This is a genomic window from Microbacterium tenebrionis (genome assembly GCF_020682665.1).
Lineage (GTDB): Bacteria > Actinomycetota > Actinomycetes > Actinomycetales > Microbacteriaceae > Microbacterium > Microbacterium tenebrionis.
Genome location: NZ_JAGTTM010000002.1, coordinates 267574 through 288293 on the forward strand (window position 1 = coordinate 267574; position 20720 = coordinate 288293).

At 69.1% G+C, this 20720-nt stretch carries 17 protein-coding genes; 4 read left to right on the forward strand and 13 right to left on the reverse strand.

Annotated features, from left to right (window positions below):
• Nucleotides 1–44: 44 nt before the first annotated feature.
• A complete protein-coding gene (locus tag KEC56_RS06635) occupies nt 45–914 on the forward strand; it encodes a fumarylacetoacetate hydrolase family protein (protein WP_227530315.1) in 870 nt (289 codons plus the stop codon).
• Nucleotides 915–966: 52 nt separating this feature from the next.
• Here the strand turns inward: KEC56_RS06635 and KEC56_RS06640 are convergent, their stop codons facing one another.
• The 3 genes from KEC56_RS06640 to KEC56_RS06650 form a co-directional block, all read right to left on the reverse strand.
• A complete protein-coding gene (locus KEC56_RS06640) occupies nt 967–2427 on the reverse strand; it encodes an aspartate ammonia-lyase (RefSeq protein WP_227530316.1) in 1461 nt (486 codons plus the stop codon).
• Nucleotides 2428–2522: 95 nt separating this feature from the next.
• Entirely contained in the window at nt 2523–2858 is a 336-nt protein-coding gene (locus KEC56_RS06645) for a peptidase (protein ID WP_175986058.1), read from the reverse strand.
• Nucleotides 2855–4315, reverse strand: a complete 1461-nt coding sequence (locus KEC56_RS06650) for an inorganic phosphate transporter (RefSeq protein WP_175986057.1) — start codon at nt 4313–4315, stop codon at nt 2855–2857. The genes KEC56_RS06645 and KEC56_RS06650 overlap by 4 nt, the downstream gene beginning before the upstream one ends.
• Nucleotides 4316–4469: 154 nt before the next feature.
• Between KEC56_RS06650 and KEC56_RS06655 the strand changes: the two genes are divergently transcribed.
• Nucleotides 4470–6563, forward strand: a complete 2094-nt coding sequence (locus tag KEC56_RS06655) for a S9 family peptidase (RefSeq protein WP_175986056.1) — start codon at nt 4470–4472, stop codon at nt 6561–6563.
• Nucleotides 6564–6763: 200 nt separating this feature from the next.
• On the forward strand, nt 6764–7597 hold the full coding sequence (locus tag KEC56_RS06660) for a type IV toxin-antitoxin system AbiEi family antitoxin domain-containing protein (protein WP_175986055.1): 834 nt from the start codon (nt 6764–6766) through the stop codon (nt 7595–7597).
• Nucleotides 7598–7705: 108 nt separating this feature from the next.
• On the opposite strand, the gene KEC56_RS06665 is transcribed toward KEC56_RS06660, so the two are convergent.
• The 7 genes from KEC56_RS06665 to KEC56_RS06695 form a co-directional block, all read right to left on the reverse strand.
• Nucleotides 7706–8734: an ATP-dependent 6-phosphofructokinase gene (locus KEC56_RS06665; RefSeq protein ID WP_175986054.1), complete on the reverse strand. Its 1029-nt coding sequence runs from the start codon at nt 8732–8734 to the stop codon at nt 7706–7708.
• Nucleotides 8735–8952: 218 nt separating this feature from the next.
• The gene (locus KEC56_RS06670; RefSeq protein ID WP_227530317.1) at nt 8953–11088 is read right to left on the reverse strand and encodes a DEAD/DEAH box helicase; all 2136 of its coding nucleotides are present in this window, start codon (nt 11086–11088) and stop codon (nt 8953–8955) included.
• Nucleotides 11089–11230: 142 nt separating this feature from the next.
• Nucleotides 11231–12187 carry a bifunctional riboflavin kinase/FAD synthetase gene (locus KEC56_RS06675; protein WP_175986052.1) on the reverse strand — a complete coding sequence of 319 codons (957 nt, stop codon included), beginning with the start codon at nt 12185–12187 and terminating at the stop codon, nt 11231–11233.
• Nucleotides 12184–12621, reverse strand: a complete 438-nt coding sequence (locus tag KEC56_RS06680) for a hypothetical protein (protein WP_372456247.1) — start codon at nt 12619–12621, stop codon at nt 12184–12186. The genes KEC56_RS06675 and KEC56_RS06680 overlap by 4 nt, the downstream gene beginning before the upstream one ends.
• Before the next feature lie 45 nt (nt 12622–12666).
• A complete protein-coding gene (locus KEC56_RS06685) occupies nt 12667–13035 on the reverse strand; it encodes a hypothetical protein (RefSeq protein ID WP_227530318.1) in 369 nt (122 codons plus the stop codon).
• Nucleotides 13032–13925, reverse strand: coding sequence for a tRNA pseudouridine(55) synthase TruB (gene truB, locus KEC56_RS06690; protein ID WP_227530319.1), 894 nt, complete (start codon nt 13923–13925; stop codon nt 13032–13034). Before truB ends, KEC56_RS06685 begins: the two co-directional genes overlap by 4 nt.
• Nucleotides 13926–13970: 45 nt before the next feature.
• Nucleotides 13971–14165 (reverse strand): hypothetical protein, encoded by a 195-nt coding sequence (locus tag KEC56_RS06695; RefSeq protein ID WP_227530320.1) that lies wholly within the window; start codon nt 14163–14165, stop codon nt 13971–13973.
• Between the two features lie 57 nt (nt 14166–14222).
• On the opposite strand from KEC56_RS06695, the gene KEC56_RS06700 reads away from it, so the two are divergent.
• Complete coding sequence (locus tag KEC56_RS06700) at nt 14223–15122, forward strand: iron-sulfur binding domain-containing protein (RefSeq protein ID WP_227530321.1); 900 nt, start codon at nt 14223–14225, stop codon at nt 15120–15122.
• 2 nt (nt 15123–15124) lie between these two features.
• Here KEC56_RS06700 and KEC56_RS06705 read toward each other — a convergent pair whose 3' ends face one another.
• From KEC56_RS06705 to infB, 3 genes are all read right to left on the reverse strand, one after another.
• The gene (locus tag KEC56_RS06705; protein WP_227530322.1) at nt 15125–17368 is read right to left on the reverse strand and encodes a helix-turn-helix domain-containing protein; all 2244 of its coding nucleotides are present in this window, start codon (nt 17366–17368) and stop codon (nt 15125–15127) included.
• 106 nt (nt 17369–17474) lie between these two features.
• Nucleotides 17475–17906 carry a 30S ribosome-binding factor RbfA gene (rbfA, locus tag KEC56_RS06710; protein ID WP_227530323.1) on the reverse strand — a complete coding sequence of 144 codons (432 nt, stop codon included), beginning with the start codon at nt 17904–17906 and terminating at the stop codon, nt 17475–17477.
• 60 nt (nt 17907–17966) lie between these two features.
• Nucleotides 17967–20681 carry a translation initiation factor IF-2 gene (gene infB / locus KEC56_RS06715; protein ID WP_227530324.1) on the reverse strand — a complete coding sequence of 905 codons (2715 nt, stop codon included), beginning with the start codon at nt 20679–20681 and terminating at the stop codon, nt 17967–17969.
• Nucleotides 20682–20720: the final 39 nt, after the last annotated feature.

Here is a 20720-nt window from a genome sequence, read left to right on the forward strand (position 1 = left end):
CATGCGAAGCGACGACGGGGAAGGCGACCGGTAGCTTAGAACGCATGCGTTTCGCCCATCTCCGCGGTCCCGACTCCTCCGACATCCGGCTCGCCGTCATCGAAGAGTCCACTGCGATCCTCGTCTCCGACCTGCTCTCCCCCGCTCCCGGCACCCTGCAGGAGCTCATCGCCGGCGGAGACGACGCGCTCGAGGCGCTGCGCGACGCACTCGCGAACGTCGGCGCGCCGCGGCATCCGCTGGGTGACTTCGGGTTCGCGTCGGCCGTGATCGACCCGCCCGTCGTGCTCGCCGTCGGCTTGAACTACGCCGCGCACTCCAGCGAGCTGGGCCTGAAGACCGACACGGCACCGACCGTCTTCACGCTCTGGCCGAACTCGCTGACCGGCCACGAGCAGACCACCGCCTGGCCGCGCGCGCTGAGCGAGTCCGTCGACTACGAGGCCGAGCTCGGCGTCCTCATCGGCCGCCCGGCCAAGGACGTCACCGCGGAAGACGCCCTGGGCACCGTCTGGGGCTACACCGTGGTAAACGACATCACCGCCCGCGACATTCAGTTCGCCGAAGCGCAGTGGTCGCGCTGCAAGTCGTTCGACGGCTTCACCCCGACCGGACCGTTCGTCGTGACCGCCGACGAGGTTCCCGACCCGCAGGACCTGCACATCTGGGCCGTCGTCGACGGGCAGACCGTGCAGGACGCCAGCACCGGACAGATGGTGCGCTCGGTGGCGACGCTCATCGCCCACCTGTCGCAGTCGATCACGCTCCAGCCGGGCACGCTGATCTCCACCGGAAGCCCGGGCGGTGCCGGCTACTCGCGCGACCCGCAGATCTTCCTGCGCGATCAGTCGATCGTGACGGTCGGCATCGACGGCATCGGCGAGCTGACCACGCACTGCCGCATCCACGACTGAGCACTCCGCCCCGCTCCCGAGCTCGACGCGGGGACCAGGGCGGGCGCTCCGCTCAGATCTGGATCATGTCCTCCGGCGGGACCACGTTGATCGCCGCGGTGACAGCCTCGAGTCCCGACAGACGCGCAGGCGAGAGCTGCTTGGTGACCTCTTCGCGCGTCATCAGCTCGGCCTCGACCACGAGGTCCGCGACGTTCCGGTTGGTCAGCAGCGCGGTCTTCGCGAGCGCGGCCGCGGCGGCGTAGCCGATGAACGGCGTGAGCGCGGTGATGACACCCACGGATGCTCCGACCATCGCGCCGAGGCGGTCCTCATTGGCCGTGATCCCGTCGACGCAGTTCACGCGCAGGGTCCACATCGCCTGGCGCATCCAGGTGATGGACTGGAAGATCGAGTGCGCGATCACGGGCTCGAACGCGTTCAGCTGCAGCTGACCGGCCTCGACGGCCATCGTGACGGTCATGTCGGCGCCCACGACCGAGAACGCGACCTGGTTGACGACCTCGGGGATCACCGGGTTCACCTTGCCGGGCATGATGCTCGAACCCGCTTGCTTCGCGGGCAGGTTGATCTCGCCGAGCCCGGCCTGCGGGCCGGACGAGAGCAGCCGCAGGTCGTTGCAGATCTTCGACAGCTTGATCGCGTTGCGCTTGAGCGACGACGAGAAGGACATGAAGGCACCGGTGTCGCTGGTGGACTCCACGAGGTCGCTGGCGGTCTCGAGGTCGAGTCCGCTGATCTCGCGCAGGTGCTTGAGGACGGCCGGGGCGTAGTCGACGTGCGTGGTGATCCCGGTGCCGATCGCCGTCGCGCCCATGTTGATCTCGAACATGAGCGACGCGTTCTCGGTGAGACGCGAGTGGTCCTCGCCGAGCGTCGTGGCGAAGCCGTGGAACTCCTGGCCGAGCGTCATCGGCACGGCATCCTGGAGCTGAGTGCGGCCGACCTTGAGCACGTCGTGGAACTCGACGGCCTTGCCGAGGAACGAACGGCGCAGCAGGTCGAGCTCGTCCAGGAGCGAGCGCAGGTTCAGCGACAGCCCGATCTTGATCGCCGTCGGGTACACGTCGTTGGTGGACTGGCTGCGGTTGGTGTGGTCGATCGGCGAGAGGAAGTCGTAGTCGCCCTTCTCGCGTCCGGCCATCTCGAGCGCGACATTGGTGATGACCTCGTTCGCGTTCATGTTCGTCGAGGTCCCGGCGCCGCCCTGGATGACGCCGACCGTGAACTGGTCGTGGAACTCGCCGTCGATGACGCGCTGAGCGGCCGCGTCGATCAGGTCGGCGCGCTTCGCATCGAGGACGCCGATCTCCTTGTTCGCGCGGGCGCTGGCCTGCTTGACCATCGCGAGCCCGCGGATCAGGTCCGGGTAGACGGAGATCGGACGCTTCGAGATCGGGAAATTGGCGTCGGCCCTGGCCGTGTGGATTCCCCAGTACGCCTCGGCGGGGATCTCCATGCTCCCGAGCGAGTCGGTCTCGGTGCGGGTCTGTGCGGGCGCGTCAGATTCCATGTCACTTCCTTGTGGGTGGTGGCGGATGGGTACTCCGGGGGATGCATCCATCCTATGCCGGGTTGGCCGCCTCCGCCGTGGCGGCGCGGGCCTCGTCAGTGGTTGAAGACGATCAGCAGCACACCGCTGAGTACGGCCAAGCCGCACAGGGCGAAACAGGCGCACGCGCCGACGAACGCGAGCTGCTTCTGCGCCTGCGAGAGCGGACTCTTCAGCGCCACCTTCGCCGCGTGCTTCTCGGCGCGTTCGATCTCCTTCTCGGAGAGGATCGTGATCGCGTCGGTGAACTCCGCAGGGGTCACGACGGGAATGCGCCCTGCGCGCACGAGCAGCCGGAGGCCCGTCGCGTAGAAGCCGACGATGAGCACGGCGCCGACGAACGCGGCGACGAACACGTTCACGAAGGCCATCCAGTCGATCTCGACGCTCATCGCTGTGCCTCCCGACGCTCGGCCTCTTCGTCGGAGACGTCCCACTCGGCCAGCCGCGCACGTGCACGGCGACTCGCGCTGAGCGCCTCCCACTCCTCCGCCGCCGTCCGCGCCTCGGCGAGCTTGCGGTTCGCGCGATCAGCAGCCTTGCGGGCGGCCTTGATCTCGGCTTCGGAACCGCCGTTCTTCTTGAGTTTGCGGGCGCGACGGCCGGCTTTCTCGGCCTCGTCGGCCTTGCGCTCGGCGCGCGCCATCGCACGGACGAGTTCGATGCGCGTCTGCCTGCGCGTGGGCGGCGGCACCTCAGGATGCTCGACGGCGTGGCCGGAGTCGGCGACGTCGCTCATCGCGTTGGCGTGAGTGACCTCGTTGCGCCGCGACCGCAGGTAGAGGCCGACGATGATCACCACGGCCAGGATCGCGTCGATGATGACGCCGGGCGTTCCGAGCCACACCACGACCAGCGCGGCCAGGGCGCCGACACCGCCCGCGGCGGGGAGTGTCAGCAGCCAGCCGAGCGCGATGCGACCGGCCGTGCGCCAGCGGACCTGCGAGCCGCGGCGCCCGAGGCCGGAGCCGATGACCGAACCCGACGCGACCTGCGTGGTCGAAAGGGCGAACCCGAGAGCGCTGGATGCGAGGATCGTGGCCGCGGTCGAACTCTCGGCCGAGAAGCCCTGGGCGGGCTTGACGTCGGTGAGCCCCTTGCCGAGTGTGCGGATGATGCGCCATCCGCCGAGATACGTGCCCAGCGCGATCGTGAACGCGCAGGCGACGATCACCCACAGCTGGGGTTCGTGGTGCGCTCCCGACTGCCAGCCGACCGTGATGAGGGCGAGGGTGATGACGCCCATGGTCTTCTGCGCATCGTTGGTGCCGTGGGCGAGCGCGACCATCGACGACGTGAAGATCTGGCCGAGGCGGAAGCCGGAGCGGCCGTCGGGCTTGCCGTCGTAGCGTCGGGTGATGCCGTACGCGATCTTCGTCGCGGCGAAGGCGATGATCCCGGCGGTCAGCGGGGCGATCAGAGCAGGCAGCACGACCTTCGACAGCACGACGCCGAAGTTGATTCCGGCCGTGCCGACGCCGATCAAGGTCGCGCCGATCAGTCCGCCGAACAGCGCATGGGACGAACTCGACGGAAGCCCGAGCAGCCAGGTGAGCATGTTCCAGGTGATCGCGCCGATGAGACCGGCGAAGATCAGCGACGGCAGCAGCGCGTGCGAGATGTCGCCCTCGTTGACGATGCCGCCCGAGACGGTCTTGGCGACCTCGGTCGACAGGAACGCGCCGACGAGGTTGAGCAGCGCCGCCAGCAGCACGGCTGTCTTGGGCTTGAGGGCTCCCGTCGCGATGGGCGTCGCCATCGCGTTGGCGGTGTCATGGAAGCCGTTGGTGAAGTCGAAGAACAGTGCCAGTGCGATCACCAGCACAACGATGAGGGCTGCGGTTTCCACCGTTCGCTTTCAGGTCGACGAGAAAGGATGGTGCCGACGCCGTCGGCGTGACGAACGAAGAGTTCATCGTGGGTTTGATTTCCGTTAACCGGCCCGCCCAATCCTCGCACCGTCGTCACCACCGGTCAACTCGACAGCGACTAGCGTTGAGAGGGTGACCAACGCCCCCGCCGCAGCCCGCCGCTCGCACATCCGCACCCACCACGGCGACTCGTTCGACGACCCGTACGAATGGCTGCGCGAGAAGGATTCCCCCGAGGTCGTCGCGCACCTCGAGGCGGAGAACGCCTACACCGACACCGCGACAGCGCACCTCGCCGATCTCCGCGAGACGATCTTCCAGGAGATCAAGGGACGGGTCCAGGAGACCGACCTCTCCGTGCCGTCGCGCCGCGGCGACTGGTGGTACTACAGCCGCAGCGAGGAGGGTTCCCAGTACGGCATCCACTGCCGCGCAGCGGCCGCACCCGACGACTGGACGCCGCCGACGCTCGAGCCGGGGGTTCCCGTCCCGGGCGAAGAGATCCTGCTGGACGGCAACGTCGAAGCCGAGGGCCACGAGTTCTTCTCGCTCGGCTCCTTCGACGTCTCCGATGACGCGACCAGGCTGCTGTGGGCGCCGGACTACGACGGAGACGAGCTGTACACGATCCGTGTGCGCGATCTGACGACGGGAGAGACGCTTGCCGACGAGATCCCCCGCACCGGCGGCGGCTTCTTCACCCCGGACGGCACCGCGATCGTCTACACGACCCGCGACGATGCCTGGCGCCCCGACACGCTGTGGCTCCACCGCCTGGGCACGCCGGTCGACGAGGACGTGAAGCTCTTCCACGAGCCGGACGAGCGGTTCTGGCTGGGAGCCGGGATCACACGCAGCCGCCGCTATCTCGTCATCGGAGTCGGTTCGAGCATCACCAGCGAGGAGTACCTCGTCGATCTGCACGGCGACATCACAGCCGAGCCGCAACTGGTCTGGCCGCGGGTCGAGGGCGTCGAATACGAGGTCGACCATGCAGTCGTCGACGGCGAGGATCGGCTTGTGATCCTGCACAATCAGGATGCCCTCGATTTCGAGCTCGTCTCCGTCGCGGCATCCGACCCGCAGGGCGAGCGTCGGGTGATCATGGCGCATGAGCCGGGCAGACGCATCCTCGGCGTCGACTGCTTCCGCGACTTCGGGGTCGTCGGGTATCGCAGTGAGGGGCTCGAGCGGATCGGCCTCCTCGACTACACAACCGACGCGGTCGAGGAGCTCGGTTTCGACGAACCGCTGTTCTCCGCAGGCCCTGCCGGGAACCCGGAGTGGCACTCCCCCTTCCTGCGGCTGTCGTACACCTCGTTCGTGACCCCCGCGACCGTCTACGACCTCGATCTCGAGACCAGCGAACTCGTACTCCGCAAGCAGCAGCCGGTGCTGGGCGGCTACGAGCCCTCGGAGTACGGCCAGGAGCGGCGCTGGGCCGAGGCCGCGGACGGCACACTGGTGCCGATCTCTCTCGTCTGGAAGCGCTCGTTCGGCGACCCGGGCGCGGGGCTGCGGCCCGTGCACCTGTACGGCTACGGCTCCTACGAGCACTCGATCGACCCCGGATTCTCCGTCGCCCGGCTCTCGGAGCTCGACCGCGGCGTCGTGTTCGCGGTCGCGCATGTTCGGGGCGGCGGCGAGATGGGTCGCGGCTGGTACGAGGACGGCAAGCTCCAGCACAAGCGGAACACCTTCACCGACTTCGTCGCATGCGCCGAGCACCTCATCGCGACCGGTGTCACCTCGGCCGAGCGCATGGTGGCCGAGGGCGGGAGCGCCGGGGGCCTGCTGATGGGCGCGGTCGCGAACCTGGCTCCATCGACGTTCGCCGGCATCCTGGCATCCGTTCCGTTCGTGGACGCGCTGACGTCGATGCTCGATCCGTCACTGCCGCTGACGGTCATCGAGTGGGATGAATGGGGCGACCCGCTGCACGATGCGGAGGTGTACTTCTACATGAAGTCGTACACGCCGTACGAGAACATCCGATCGGATGCCGCATATCCGAAGATCCTCGCGATGACCTCGATCAACGACACCCGGGTGCTGTACGTGGAGCCGGCGAAGTGGGTCGCCGCCCTTCGGCACGCCGGCGCGCAAGACGTGCTCCTCAAGTGCGAGATGGCCGCAGGTCACGGCGGGGTGAGCGGGCGGTACAACGCGTGGCGCGAGCGCTCCTTCGAGCTCGCCTGGATGCTGGACGCCCTCGGCCTCGCCTGACCCGGGCGCCCGGTCGTTCCCCGAGATCAGGACGAATCACCCAGCGCAGGATGATTCCACCCGATTCCTCCTGTCCTCGGTCATTCCTCCTGATCTCGGGGTGAGCGTCCTCAGTCCACAACTGGCCCTGACTTGGCTGCTTTGCCCTGCTCGTGGACTGACGGCCACCTGCTCGGTGGAGGATCCGGCATTGTGAACGCATGCTCCTCGAGGAATGGATGCGACGACACGACGGCGTGGCGCACACCTCGCAGGTCTACGCTGCCGGTTTCAGCAAGCGCACTGTGGCCGCCGCCGTGCAGAGCGGACGGATGCTGCGTGTACGCCGCTCCTGGCTCGTTCTCCGCGACTGCCACCCTGATAGAGCGGCCGCGGCGAGGGCCGGCGGACGACTCACCTGTGTGAGCGCCGCCCGATCACTGGAGCTGTGGGTTCCGGTGCACGAGCACGTGCACGTGGCCGTGTCGCCGACGTCAGCGCGTTTCGATGCACATGGGCTGCGCGTCCACTGGTCGAACGGCCCAGCCCCGTTCGCGCCACGGGCGGCCGTCGACCCGCTGATCAACGTGCTGTTCCACGTCGCTCGATGCCAGCCTCAGCCCGATGCCCTCGCGATCTGGGAGTCTGCGCTCAACAAAGGTCTGATCGGCGCCGAAGCGTTGCGCCGCGTGGCCTGGCGGAGTGAGAGAGCCGCGGCATTGGCCGCGCTGGCATGTCACCTGTCCGATTCCGGGCTGGAGACCCACTTCGTCGATCTCATGCGTGCGATCGGGGTAACGCCCCGCCAGCAGGTGTGGATCGACGGGCATCCAGTGGACACCCTCATCGGCGACCGACTCGTCGTGCAACTGGACGGATTCGCCTTTCACAGCGACGCGGCTGCGCGCAGACGCGACATCGCCGCGGACGTGCGATTGAGGCTGCTCGGGTACACGGTGCTCCGCTTCGACTACCAGCAGGTGCTGTTCGATCCGGAGTTCGTGCGGGATTCGGTGCTGACAGCGATCGCTCAGGGGCTGCATCTCTCCGCATGACGGTGTCCGAGATCAGGACAAAGCACCCCGCTCAGGACGAATCCCACCGAAAGCTCCTGATCTGGGCCGAGGCTCCTGTTCTCGGGACGCCCGCCCGACGGCGGTGGCTCAGCCGAAGAGGGCCGCGGCCTCGTCGTAGCGGTAGCGCGGGACGGTGTTGAGCTCGCCCAGCGCCTCCTCGAACGGCACGCGCACGATGTCGGTGCCCTTCATCGCCACCATCTGCCCCCACGCGCCGTCGACGATTGCATCCGCGGCGTGCAGCCCGAGCCGGGTGGCGAGCACCCGGTCGAACGCGGAGGGCGATCCGCCGCGCTGGATGTGCCCGAGGATCGTCGCCCGCGTCTCCACACCGGTGATCTGCTCGATCAGCGGCGCGAGCTGGTCTCCGATGCCGCCGAGACGCGGGCGGTTGAACGCGTCCAGGCCCTTGTCGCTGTACGCCTCGTCCATGCCCTTGAGCTTGAAGCCCTCCGACACGACGACCAGCGGCGCGCGGCCGCGGTCGTGAGCGCTCGTCACCTGAGCGGCGATCTCGTCGATCGACATCGGCACCTCGGGGATGCAGATCGCGTGAGCACCCGCGGCCATGCCCGCGTGCAGGGCGATCCAACCGACGTGGCGCCCCATGACCTCGGCGACCATGCAGCGCTGGTGCGAGTCGCCGGTGGTGCGCAGGCGGTCCATCGCGTCGGTGGCGATGTTGACGGCCGTGTCGAAGCCGAACGAGTAGTCGGTCGCGCGCAGGTCGTTGTCGATCGTCTTCGGTACGCCCAGGACCTTGATGCCGTCCTTCGAGAGCCGGTCGGCCGCGGCCAGCGTTCCCTCGCCGCCGATGGCGATGATGCCGTCGATCTTGTGGCCGTAGAGAGTCTTTGCGATGTTGTCAGCACCGCCCCGCTCGCCCTCGTAGGGGTTGGTGCGGCTGGTTCCGAGGATCGTGCCGCCGATCTTCGAGAGTCCCTTGACCTCGTGGCGGGTCAGCGGCATGAAGTCGCCCTCGACGACACCGCGCCAGCCGTCGCGGATGCCGACGAACTCGAGGTCGTACGATGTGGTGCCCTTGAGCACGACTCCGCGGATCACCGCATTGAGGCCGGGGCAGTCGCCGCCGCTGGTGAGGATGCCGATCTTCATGCTGATGCCTTCGGATGATTCGGGAGTGGGGGACGGGCGACGCTGCCTGCTCTCGACCCTAGTGGGCATCACAGGCGGATGCCATTCGGAGGGCGTGAGAACACCGGATCTTGCGACCGATTCTGCGGCGAATCCTCAATCCTGCGCAGAAGCCGCACGATCGCACGGAAAACCCCCGCAAGAATCGACCTTCTTGCGGGGGTTTCGACAGGGGCGCCTCAGGCGCCCAGCGCCTCGCGCAGCAGGTGCATGAGGGCAGCGAGCTGCACCGACTCGCTCGCCGCCTCGTCGACGGCCTCGCCGTCGAGAGCGCGGGCTGCGAGGCCCTGCTTCTGGTCGATGAGCTCGGCGATCTTCGTGTCGATCGTGTGCGCGGCGATGATCCGCCACGCGGTGACCGGCTCGTCCTGACCGATGCGGTGCACGCGGTCGATCGCCTGCGTCTGCTCGGCCGCGGTCCAGCTGAGCTCCGCGAGCACGACGTTCGACGCCGCCTGCAGGTTGAGTCCGACGCCCGCCGCGGTGAGCGAGCAGACAGCGATGCCGACGCCCTCATCGCCGTTGAAGTCGTCGATCGCCTGCTGGCGAGCAGGAGTCGTCTGGTCGCCGCGGATCGAGACGTACCGGATGCCGGATGCCGCGAAGTGCGCCTCGGCCTGATCCATCACGTCGATGTGCTTGGCGAAGAAGACGACCTTGCCCACCGAGCGCTGCAGCTGCGCCGCGTAGTCGGCGGCGAGCACGGCCTTGGCCTGACCGATCTTGCGCACCATCGTGAAGACGTTGTCTCCTGCGGTGCCCGCGGCCTTGGACTCCTCGAGCTCCCCCGTCGCGACGAGGCGGACGATGTCGTCGTCGATCTCGCCGGCGGCGAGCCCGCGGTCGCCGCGCGCCTCGATGATGCGCCGGTACTTGGCTGCCATCCGCTCCCCCAGCTCGCGCTCCGCCTGGCGGATGCTGCGGCCGAACTCGTCGTCCAGCTGCACGGGGAGGTCGGCGATGAGCTTGTCGGGCAGGTCGGCGGCGACGTCCTTCTTCTTGCGCCGCACGATGCCCATCGAGATCACCGCATCCCGCGCCTCGCCGTAGAACGCCTTGTCAGCGGGAGTGAGGCCGGTGGCGTCCAGCTTCTCCATGAGTTCGTTGCCCGGCTTGTCGCCCGTGGTCCAGCCGAGGAACCGCCAGATCGCGTCGAAGTCCTCGACGTCGTTGATCAGCGGGGTTCCGGTCAGAGCCATCATCAGCGGGTCGCGGGTGCGCTCGCGGATGCGAGAGGCGAGGGCGAGCACGTTCTGCGAGCGCTGCGACGTGAGGTTCTTGATGAAGTGCGCCTCGTCGACGACCATGCCCTTCAGGCCGATCGAGCCCAGCCACGACAGGTGCCGATCGAGGATCTCGTAGTTCACGATGAACACGTCCGCGAACGCGTCGATGTCGGCGCCGTCGCCCTGGATGACGGTCGCACGGCGCTGCGGCGTCCACCGCTCCACCTCACGCGCCCAGTTCATCTTGACGACGTTGGGGACGACGACCAGCAGCGGGTACGCGTCGGCGAGGGATGCCGCGAGAACCGACTGGGCGGTCTTGCCCAGGCCCGGCTCGTCGGCGAGCAGGAAGCTGCGGTGACCGGCACGCACCGACTCGAGCAAGCGCGACTGGTGCACCATGACCTCGAGGCCCTTGGGCGAGATGTGGTCGTACTCGGGGACGGGCGGCAGCTCCATGGTCGCCGAAGCTCCGCCGGCCCCGGTCTCGAAGGCCTTGTACAGCGGGCCCATGAGTTCCCAGCCGTCCAAGCGGCGGCGCGGCGCCGTCGTCTGCCGCGGTGTGAGATCCGGTGCGAGGAACGGGTTCGCGAGCTGCCGGGACTCGACCGAGGGCGGTGTCACCTGCTTCTCGGCAAGAGCCGCCGGCACGACCGGTGCCTGCACGGGGGCGATGTCGGCGATGATGAGCTCCTCCGGCGCGAGCTCGGCGCCGGATTCGAGCAGCCAGTCGCGACGCATCCGCTTCGCGACGGGCGAGGTCGCCTGGTCTGCCTCGAGGAGCTGGATGAGCGAGGTGTCGCGGGCCGCCGTCTTGGCGAGGATCGTTGCGACCCCATCGAGCCGCTTGAGCAGCTCGGCGCGTGCGGCATCCGCAAGGGCGTCATCCGCCTTCACCCTGGCGCGCTCCTCGCGCACCAGGAATGCGATCACCTGGAACTTGACCCTGTTGGTCGGGCCGAGCTTGCCGCGCTGGGCCTTGGCCTCGATCTCGCGCACCTTGCGCGCGAGGATCGGGATCAGCGGGGCCTCGTCGTCTCGACGAGATGTCTTCCTGCGCCGCGGCGCGGCGGGTGCCGAAGTCGGCATGCTCCTCCTGAGCGTGAATACCGGGCCGCCGTCGGAGACGGCCCTGCCGTATGGGTCATCCGCGTGTGGCGTGAGCCAGGACCGTGCGGACGTTGTTCTCGCCCTCAGCGGTGCGAGCGCACCGCAACGTCGAGTACGAGAGTCATTCTACGGCATCCGGGCCCAGAATGGCTCGGGCCGCGTCGACGTCCGCCGACATCTGGGCCATCAGCGCATCGATGCCGTCGAATGCGACCATCCCGCGCAACCGCCGCGTGAACTCGATCGTCACGTCGTGACCGTACAGGTCGAGGCCGTCGTGATCGATCACGTGCGCCTCGACCTGGCGGACGACCACGTCGTCGAAGGTGGGGTTCGTGCCCACCGACACGGCCGCGGGGAAGCGCTCACCCGTGGTGTGGTCGTGAAGCCACCCGGCGTACACGCCGTCCGCGGGGACGAAGGCGTCGACGGTCTCGGACAGGTTCGCCGTGGGGAAGCCGAGCTCGCGCCCGCGCTTGAGGCCGTGCACGACCTCGCCGCGCACGTCGACGGGGCGCCCGAGCACGCGCGCCGCCATCGTCACGTCGCCCTGGGCGAGCAGGTCGCGGATCCAGCTCGACGAGACCCGGCGCTCGGAGTCCTCCAGGTACACATCGTCGACGACGTCGACCGTGAAGCCGAAGCGGGGGCCGAGCTCGCACAGCAGGTCCGGAGTACCCGCGCCGCGGTGCCCGAATCGGAAGTCACCGCCGACGAGCACGGTCGACACGTTCAGAGCGCCGACGAGGATCTCCTCGACGAACGCCTCCGGTGCGAGTGATGCGAGCTCCCTGTCGAACGTGAGGAGCAGGGTCGCATCCAGCCCCAGCTCCCCCAGGAGCTCGAGCTTCCGCTCGACGGAGACGACGTTGTCCGGGCAGATCTCCGGACGCAGCAGCGCCAGCGGGTTGCGGTCGAACGTGACCGCGACCGAGCGGGCTCCCGTCGCCGCGGCATCCGCCTTCAGCCGCTCGATCACCGCGCGGTGCCCGGCGTGCACGCCGTCGAACTTGCCGATCGCGACGGCCGAGCGGCCGAAGTCGCCCGGCACGTCGCCGGGCGCTCGGAAGACGATCACGCGACGACCTCGACGCCTGCGGGGCGAACCGCAGGACGATGCGTGCGCAGCCACCAGATGCCGAACATCGGCAGCACCAGGGGGATGAACAGATACCCGCGGCCGAACACCGACCACACGGAGTCGTGCTGGAACAGCTCGGGGTGGGTGAGGCTGAGGGTGCCGACGACGAGGACGCCGACGAGTTCGAAGACGATGGCCACCCAGGCGATGGTGTACCAGCCGCGGCGTCCGGCGAAGACGAGACCCAGCGTCGCGATGATGTACACGACCGCGGCGAGCGCGGAGAGCGAGTACGCCAGCGGCGCCTCGTCGAAACGTCGCACGATCTGCACGAAGCTGCGGCCGGTGGCGGCGAGCGCCATCACGGCGTAGACGATGACGAGAACGCGGCCGATGCCGGTCATCCGAGAGCGGGGCTGGGTGGTGCTCATAGCGCCTTCCATCCTAAGCGCGCACGGCGGCGTCGGATGCCGGGGTCAGGCGACCTGGATCGTCCAGATGACCTCCATGCGCCACAGCATGATGGCGACGGCGAATGCGACGACACCGAGGATCACCGTGCTCCACCTGCTGCGTTCGAGCAGGGCCCACACGACTCCCCCGACGGGCAGCAGGGCCGCCGAGATCAGGTACACCCAGAACTCCAGCGGGTCTCCGCTCGGCGGATTGCCCGCGAAGGGCGCGATGATCGCCATGACGACCTGGACGATCAGCAGCGCCTCGACGAGCGCGAGAGCACCGACCGTGTAGTCGCTCGGGCGCCGGCCGAGGAGCCCCGCGATGACGGCGAAGAGACCGGCGGCGACCGCGATGACGATCTGCAGCGTGGTGAACCACAGGATCACGGCTTCTCCTCCGGCATGTTCATGGCGCTCTTGAGGTCGCGAGCTCGCCGCTCGACGATCCCGACCAGAGCACCGGCGGGGTCGACCGCGGCCGCGTACGGGCCCTCCAGCCGGTCCGCCGCGTCGACGATCCGCTTGCCGTGGCGGAGGTCGCGTGCCTCTTCGGCGGTGACGTCGAGCCGCGGCATGACCATCGCCGCGGCCCGGGCTGGCGTGAGCACGGCATCCGGGTCGATGTCGTCGAGTTCGACGGCATCGGCGACGTCGAACGGTCCGATCCTCGTGCGGCGCAGCGCCGTCAGGTGCCCGCCGACCCCGAGCGCGTCGCCCAGATCGCGGGCCAGTGCGCGGATGTACGTGCCGGACGAGCAGTCCACGACGACGTCGAGGTCCATGACGCCCTCTCCACGCCGCTCGTCGAGCACGTCGAAGCGCGAGACGGTGACCTCGCGCGCCGCCAGCTCCACCTCCTCGCCGGCCCGCACGCGATCGTAGGCCCGGCGGCCGTCGACTTTGATCGCTGACACCGAGCTCGGTACCTGGGAGATCTGTCCGGTCAGCGCGGCGATGCCCTCGCGGACGCACTCCGCGGTCACGGCATCCACATCGGCGATGAGCGCTCGGCGCGTGATCTCCCCGTCGGCGTCATCGGTCGAGGTCGCCTGCCCGAGTCGGATGGTGGCGAGGTAGGTCTTGTCGGCGCCGACGATGTACGTCAGCAGCCTGGTCGCGCCTTCGATGCCGAGGACGAGGAGTCCGGTGGCCATCGGGTCGAGCGTGCCTGCGTGCCCGATCTTGCGCGTGCCGGCGGCCCGTCGGGTGCGCGCCACGACGTCGTGACTGGTGATGCCCGCAGGCTTGTCGACGAGGAGGATGCCGGGCGCGACCATTCCTCCAGCCTACCGAGGGTCTCGCCAGCGCCGTGCCCGTCGCTGTCAACCGCAGCTCTCGTACGGCGGCTCATCGAGCGTCGTGACGGTGACCGCGTTCACCTGGTCGCCGCCATCGAACTCGAAGAACACGGTGCTCTCTCCGGATGGCACGCTCAATCCTGGCGCTGCCGTCGCGCAACCGGAGAGCACAAGGACTCCGACGACCATGGTCAGTGCGATGCTGCGTCTGCGAGTCATGAAGGCTCCTTCACTCTCCCCCCGGCGAGTTCCCAGCGCTCCACATAGGCTAACGAGGTGACTGCTCGTTCGACACCCCCTGTGCGCATCGCTGACGAGGTGTCCGGTTGGTATCGATCCTCGGCGCGCGACCTCCCGTGGCGGCGCGACGAATTCCATGACCGCTACGGGGCATGGGGCACGCTCGTGAGCGAGTTCATGCTGCAGCAGACGCCCGTCGCGCGGGTAATTCCGCACCTGGCGGCGTGGCTGGAGCGCTGGCCCGACCCTGCCGCCATGGCCACGGCATCGCCCGCCGACGTCGTGCAGCAGTGGGCGAACCTCGGGTACCCGCGTCGTGCGCTTTGGCTGCACCGCGCCGCGATCGAGATCACAGAACGGCACCGCGGCGACGTTCCCCGCGACGTCGACGCTCTGCTGGCGCTGTCCGGCATCGGGGACTACACCGCGCGGGCCGTCGCGACGTTCTCCTTCGGTGATCGGCATCCGGTCGTCGACACCAACACGCGGCGAGTGATCGCGCGGGCGGTCGAGGGCAGATCGCAGCCGGGAGCCGCTTCGCGTCGCGATCTCCTCGCGATGGCGGAACTGCTGCCGGAGTCCGCAGCCGAGTCCGCCGTTTTCAACGCCGCCATGATGGAGCTGGGGGCTGTCGTCTGCACCGCACGGTCCCCCCGCTGCGATCGCTGCCCCATTCAGGGCACGTGCGCGTGGGTCGCGGCCGGGCGGCCGGACACCGGTGACGCGCGCCCGCGCCAGGCCCGGTACGAGGGATCGGATCGCCAGGCGCGAGGGGCGGTGCTGAAGGCTCTGCGGGATGCCGCGCCCGACGGCGTCGCGCTGGACGCCGTCATCCACGACTGGGTCGATGCACCGCAACGCGATCGTGCGATCCATTCGCTGATCGGCGACGGTCTGGCTGAGGCATCGGACGGGATGCTCCGTCTGCCGCGCTGAGATCAGAAGACGCGTCCGGCCCTGTGCGCCATGACCGCGAGCTCGACCCGGTTGCGGGCGCCGAGCTTGTCGAACAGGTGCCGCACGTGCACCTCGACGGTCCGAACCGAGACATCGAGCGCCGTCGCGATCTCGCGGTTCTCAGAGCCGGCGGCCACGCGCATCGCGACCTCGAGCTCACGCTGCGTCAGCAGCGTCTCCCACGCCGCTCTTCCCGCCGCCAGCGCGTCGTCGTCGCGGATCACCGCGATCGGGTCTGTCATCGGGTCGCTCATCGCGTCCTGCGTCGTGCGCACACCGGCGATCCGAGCATCCATCGCATCCTTCCACGCGTGCGCTCCCGCATCCTCGAACAGTCTGCGCGCAGCGCGCAGATGCCGACGGCCGCCCGGCAGATCGCCGTGCACCAGCGACGTCGATCCCAGGAGCGCCTCGACCCTGCCGCGCTCGAACGATGACGTGAGCGTTCTACCGGCTTCGGCGATCTCGCCGTGCTCGTGCCGCCACGACGATTCGGTCAGACCGCGGATGCGCTGAAGCAGCGACCGGGCGGCGCTCGCATCGGGCGGTTCGACCCGCTCCCGATCGACGAACGGCCCGACCTCTTCCAGTCCGGCCAGCGCGAGCGGGGGTTCCGGCGCTCCGCGGTCACGCCACAGCGCGATGTCCGTCGCGGCCTGCTCGGATTCTCCGAGGAGATACGCGCTCAGCCCGCTGTCGACGAGCGTGTCGATGCGGATGCCGTCGGGCAGCGTCGCGGAGATCGCCCGGGCGACGGGACCGGATGCGCCGTCGATCGCGATGTCGATACGCCGAGCGAGCACGGCCCCGAGCCCGGCGAACGGGATGCCGACCGGAAGGTGCAGCGCGGCAGCGGCGAGGCATGCCCGAGCATCTTCGATGTCACCACTCCAGAAACGCAGCAGCGCCTCCGTCACGGCGAGATAGGCGCCTGTCAGCGGGCTGCGCTCGAAGCCCGGGATCAGCGGATCGTCCTCCGGTACGGACAGGGCGCTCCGCGCGAGGCCCCGCAGCCCCTCGACGACGTCCCCGTCCATGGCGGAGCGCAGGGCATCGAGCAGCGCACCGGAGAACGTCCCGCTGGCCTCGATCGGGTCGGCATCGGCTTCGCCGGTCAGCATCCAGCACAGGGCGACGGCCGGATCGCGCACCTCCCCGCCCGCGCCTGCCGTCGTGTCGGCCTCACGTGCTTCGGCGAGCCAGGAGCGCATGGCAGAGGTCGCTCCGCGTTCGGCGCACAGAACGGCGGCGAGGCCTGTCGTGCGCGCCCAGGCCCGCCACAGCCGTGGGTCCCCCGCACGCGGAGGCCGCGCCTCGGTGTCGAGGGTCGGGATCGTGCCGCGCCCGCAGGTCTGTGCGATCAGCAGGGCCGTCAACGATCCCGCGCGCACGGCGTGGTTCGAACTCGACGCGAGATCGGCGAGCAGGTCGTTCGCGTCGTCGAAGCAGCCCGCCGACGCCGCTGTCGTGCCAGCGATCAGGTGCGCGTGCTCACGCCATAGCGGCGCCGCGTGCTCCGACGCCTCGATCGCGAAGGCGAAGGCGCGATCCGTCTCCCCACGATCCCGCAGCTCACCGGCCGCATTCGTCAACGGCGATGCGATCTCCGGGCGGCGTTCGACCGCACCGCGTGCCGCATGCCAGGCGGCGATCGCCTCGTCACCGCGCACACGGTGGGCGCGTTCCAGTTTCCGGTGCGCGGATGCTGTCTCCTGCGGCGTCGCGGCGTGCTGCAGCCAGATCGCTGTTCGCCGTCGCGTCAGCGCGAACCGGCCGTTGGAGGCGCGCAGGTGTTCGGCGATGCCGGGCCTGAGCAGGTCCTCCGCGGAACGCGAGGCGGCGATGAGCAGTGGCTCGAGATCGTCGTCGATGCTGAGAGCGGCAGTCAGGAGCGTGAGCCGGTCCTCGTCGCCCGGGTCGATACCGACGCTGAGCGCCTCGACCGACGGCACCAGAGGCAGCAGCGTCGGGAGCATCCTCTGCCCGGAGCGCTGCGCTGCCGTCAGCGCCGCCGCGACCTCGTGGACCGCCGCCCTGTCGCCGTCCAGCTCGTGAAACAACCGAGCGACGATATGCGGCGCGGTCGGGAGCCCCGACGAGTTCAGTTCGGCGGCGATGTCCGACACCGTCGCGTGCTCGTCGGCGACCTGCGGCTGCTGCTGCCGCAGGCCCTCCTGCCACGTCGTCGTCACCGGATCGATTCCCCCGACATCCTGATCGCGCATGGTCGGCGTCGCCGACAATGCGGGTCAGGCTATCAACGGGAGGACCGCCCTACCAGGGCAGAAGTCCCCATCCGGGCTCGACCGGAGGGCCATCGATTCTCGCGATTCAGTCCTCGTCGGGGGCGTCCGCGCGCAGGTACGGGTCGGCGTCGCCGGCGTGCTTGGCCGATGACGCGAGCTTCGCGACTTCGGCATCGCGCTCCTGCGCCTGGCGCAGCAGAGCCGTGATGTTGTCGGCGTTCTCGGGCAGCGCGTCGGGGATGAACTCCAGCGTCGGCACGAGACGGGTGCTGAGCTGTCGCCCGACCTCGCTGCGGAGCATCCCTGTCGCAGACGCCAGGGCGGCACCGCTCGAGATGCGCTCCTCCTCCGTGCCGAGCACGGTGTAGAAGACGGAGGCGTGCTGGAGGTCGCCGGACACGCGCACGTCGGTGATCGTGACGAACCCGAGGCGCGGGTCGCGCAGCCCCTTCTCCAGGCGCTCGGCCAGGATGACGCGGATGCGGTCCGCCAGACGGGCCTGTCGTTCTCCAGCCATTTCCTTCTCCTTTGTGACGAATGAGGGGCGCCCGCAGGCGCCCCTCACGAATCGATCGGATCAGCCGCGCGGCTTCTCCACCATCTCGGTCGTCTCGATCTCGTCGCCGACCTGGATGTCGTTGTACTTGCCGAGGCCGATACCCGCCTCGAAGTCCGTGCGGACCTCGGTGACGTCATCCTTGAACCGGCGCAGCGACTCGATGGCCAGGCCATCGGCGAGGACGACGCCGTCGCGGATGACGCGGGCCTTCGCGTTGCGCGTGATCGTTCCGGAGCGGACGATGACACCGGCGATGTTGCCGAACTTCGAGGAGCGGAACACCTCGCGAATCTCGGCGACGCCCGACTGGACCTCTTCGAACTCCGGCTTGAGCATGCCCTTGAGGGAGTTCTCGATCTCGTCGATGGCCGCGTAGATGACCGAGTAGAACCGCACGTCCACGCCCTCGCGGGCCGCGGCCTCACGGGCCTTGGTGTCGGGGCGGACGTTGAAGCCCACGATGATCGCGTTGTCGATCGTCGCCAGGTTCACATCGGACTCGGTGATCGCACCCACGCCGCGGTGAATGATGCGCAGCTGCACGGAGTCGTCGACCTCGATCTTCAGGAGCGACTCCTCCAGCGCCTCGACGGCACCGGAAACGTCGCCCTTGATGATGAGGTTGAGCGTCTCGACCTTGCCCTCTTCGAGAGCACGGGTGAAGTCCTCGAGCGAGATACGCTTGCGGGCCTTGGCCAGCAGGGCGTTGCGCTCGACGGCTTCACGCTTCTCGGCGATCTGACGCGCCATGCGGTCTTCCTCGGTGACGATGAAGACGTCGCCGGCACGCGGCACGGAGTTCAGACCCTGCACCTGCACCGGACGCGAGGGCGCTGCCTCTTCGACGGCGTCGCCGTTCTCGTCGAGCATCGCACGGACGCGTCCGTAGGCGGTGCCCGCGACGATCGGGTCGCCGACGCGCAGCGTCCCGGACTGGATGAGCACCGTGGCGACCGAACCGCGGCCCTTGTCGAGCTTCGCTTCGATGGCCACACCGCGTGCCGCCTTGTTCGGGTTGGCCGTGAGGTCGAGCCCGGCGTCGGCGGTCAGCAGGACGGCGTCCAGCAGCTCCTGGATGCCGGTGCCCTGGCGTGCCGAGACGTCGACGAACATGACATCCCCGCCGTACTCTTCGGCGACCAGACCGTACTCGGTGAGCTGCTGGCGCACCTTGGCCGGGTTGGCGTCGGGCTTGTCGACCTTGTTCACCGCGACGACGATCGGCACGTTCGCGGCCTGGGCGTGGTTGAGCGCCTCGACCGTCTGCGGCATGATGCCGTCGTCGGCCGCGACCACGAGGATGGCGAGGTCGGTGACCTGCGCACCACGGGCACGCATGGCGGTGAACGCCTCGTGACCCGGGGTGTCGATGAACGTGATCGCGCGCTCGATGCCCTCGTGCTCGGTCCACACCTGGTAGGCACCGATGTGCTGCGTGATGCCGCCGGCCTCGCCCTCGATGACGTTGGTCTGACGGATCGCGTCGAGCAGTCGCGTTTTACCGTGGTCGACGTGGCCCATGACGGTGACCACCGGAGGACGGATCTCGAGGTCGTCCTCGCTCTCCTCCGCCAACTCCTTCTCGAGGTCGAGACCGAAGCCCTCGAGGAGCTCCTTGTCCTCGTCCTCGGGCGAGACCATCTGGATCTTGTAGCCGAGCTCCTCGCCGAGAACCTCGAAGGTCGCCTCGTCCAGCGACTCGGTGGCCGTGGCCATCTCGCCGAGGTTGAAGAGGATCGTGACGAGGGTTCCCGGCTGGACCGTGTACCCGGTCAGCGTCTCGATCTTGTCAGCGAAATCGGCGATCGAGGCGCCGCGGCGCATGCGGATGGTCTCCCCGTTGCCGCGGGTGACGTTGACGCCACCGACGACGGGTGCATCCCGCATCTCGAACTCTTGCCGCTTAGCCCTGCGCGACTTGCGCTGCTTGGACTTGCCGCCTCCCTTTCCGAAGGCGCCGGCGGTACCACCGCCGGGTCCACGGCCGCGGCCACCGCCGCCACCGGGACGACCGGCGAAGCCGCCGCCCGGACGTGCGCCGGGACCACCGGCACCGGGACCGCCGCCCGGACGACCGGGGCCGCCGGAACGCTGCTGGAACGGAGCACCGGGACGACCGCCCTGACCGCCGCGAGGCGCGCCGGGACGCGGGGAACCGGGACGCGGAGCGCCCGGACGGGGCGCTCCGGGGCGCGGAGCCTGCGGACGCGGGATGTTGCCCGGAGTCGGACGCTGGCCCATGCCCTGCGAGGACGCGAACGGGTTGTTGCCGGGGCGGGGGCCCGCGGGACGCTGGCCCATGCCCTGCGAGGACGCGAACGGGTTGTTGCCGGGACGAGGCGCACCCGGCTTCGGGGCGCTCTTGTCGGCCGAGGGAGCGGGAGCCGCAGGTGCGGGCGTCTCCGCAGCGGGTGCTGCGGGCGCCTCAGCGGCGGGCTTCTCCTCGGCGGTCGGCTTCGGACCGGGTTTGGGTCCGGGGGTCGGCGCCTTGGGTCCGGGCTTGGCGGTCGGCTGCGAAGCCGCTGCGGGCTTCGCCGCCGGCTTCTCGTCGACCTTGGGCTTGATCGCCCCGTCCGCCTCGATGGCGGCACGGAGCTTGCGAGCCACCGGCGGCTCGATCGTCGAGGACGGGCTCTTGACGAACTCGCCGAGCTCCTTCAGCTTTGCAAGTGCGACCTTGCTGTCGACGCCGAGTTCAGCGGCGATCTCATGTACGCGTGGTTTACCAGCCACAATTCTCCTGTCTGGGTCGGTCTGCCCAGACAGGGCAGA

What these genes read in the sequence shown, in the direction of transcription:
- KEC56_RS06635 (WP_227530315.1), top strand. Translation starts at nt 45, where the DNA reads ATGCGTTTCGCCCATCTCCGCGGTCCCGACTCCTCCGACATCCGGCTC.
- KEC56_RS06640 (WP_227530316.1), bottom strand. Translation starts at nt 2,427, where the DNA reads ATGGAATCTGACGCGCCCGCACAGACCCGCACCGAGACCGACTCGCTC.
- KEC56_RS06645 (WP_175986058.1), bottom strand. Translation starts at nt 2,858, where the DNA reads ATGAGCGTCGAGATCGACTGGATGGCCTTCGTGAACGTGTTCGTCGCC.
- KEC56_RS06660 (WP_175986055.1), top strand. Translation starts at nt 6,764, where the DNA reads ATGCTCCTCGAGGAATGGATGCGACGACACGACGGCGTGGCGCACACC.
- KEC56_RS06665 (WP_175986054.1), bottom strand. Translation starts at nt 8,734, where the DNA reads ATGAAGATCGGCATCCTCACCAGCGGCGGCGACTGCCCCGGCCTCAAT.
- KEC56_RS06670 (WP_227530317.1), bottom strand. Translation starts at nt 11,088, where the DNA reads ATGCCGACTTCGGCACCCGCCGCGCCGCGGCGCAGGAAGACATCTCGT.
- KEC56_RS06680 (WP_372456247.1), bottom strand. Translation starts at nt 12,621, where the DNA reads ATGAGCACCACCCAGCCCCGCTCTCGGATGACCGGCATCGGCCGCGTT.
- truB (WP_227530319.1), bottom strand. Translation starts at nt 13,925, where the DNA reads ATGGTCGCGCCCGGCATCCTCCTCGTCGACAAGCCTGCGGGCATCACC.
- KEC56_RS06695 (WP_227530320.1), bottom strand. Translation starts at nt 14,165, where the DNA reads ATGACTCGCAGACGCAGCATCGCACTGACCATGGTCGTCGGAGTCCTT.
- KEC56_RS06705 (WP_227530322.1), bottom strand. Translation starts at nt 17,368, where the DNA reads ATGCGCGATCAGGATGTCGGGGGAATCGATCCGGTGACGACGACGTGG.
- rbfA (WP_227530323.1), bottom strand. Translation starts at nt 17,906, where the DNA reads ATGGCTGGAGAACGACAGGCCCGTCTGGCGGACCGCATCCGCGTCATC.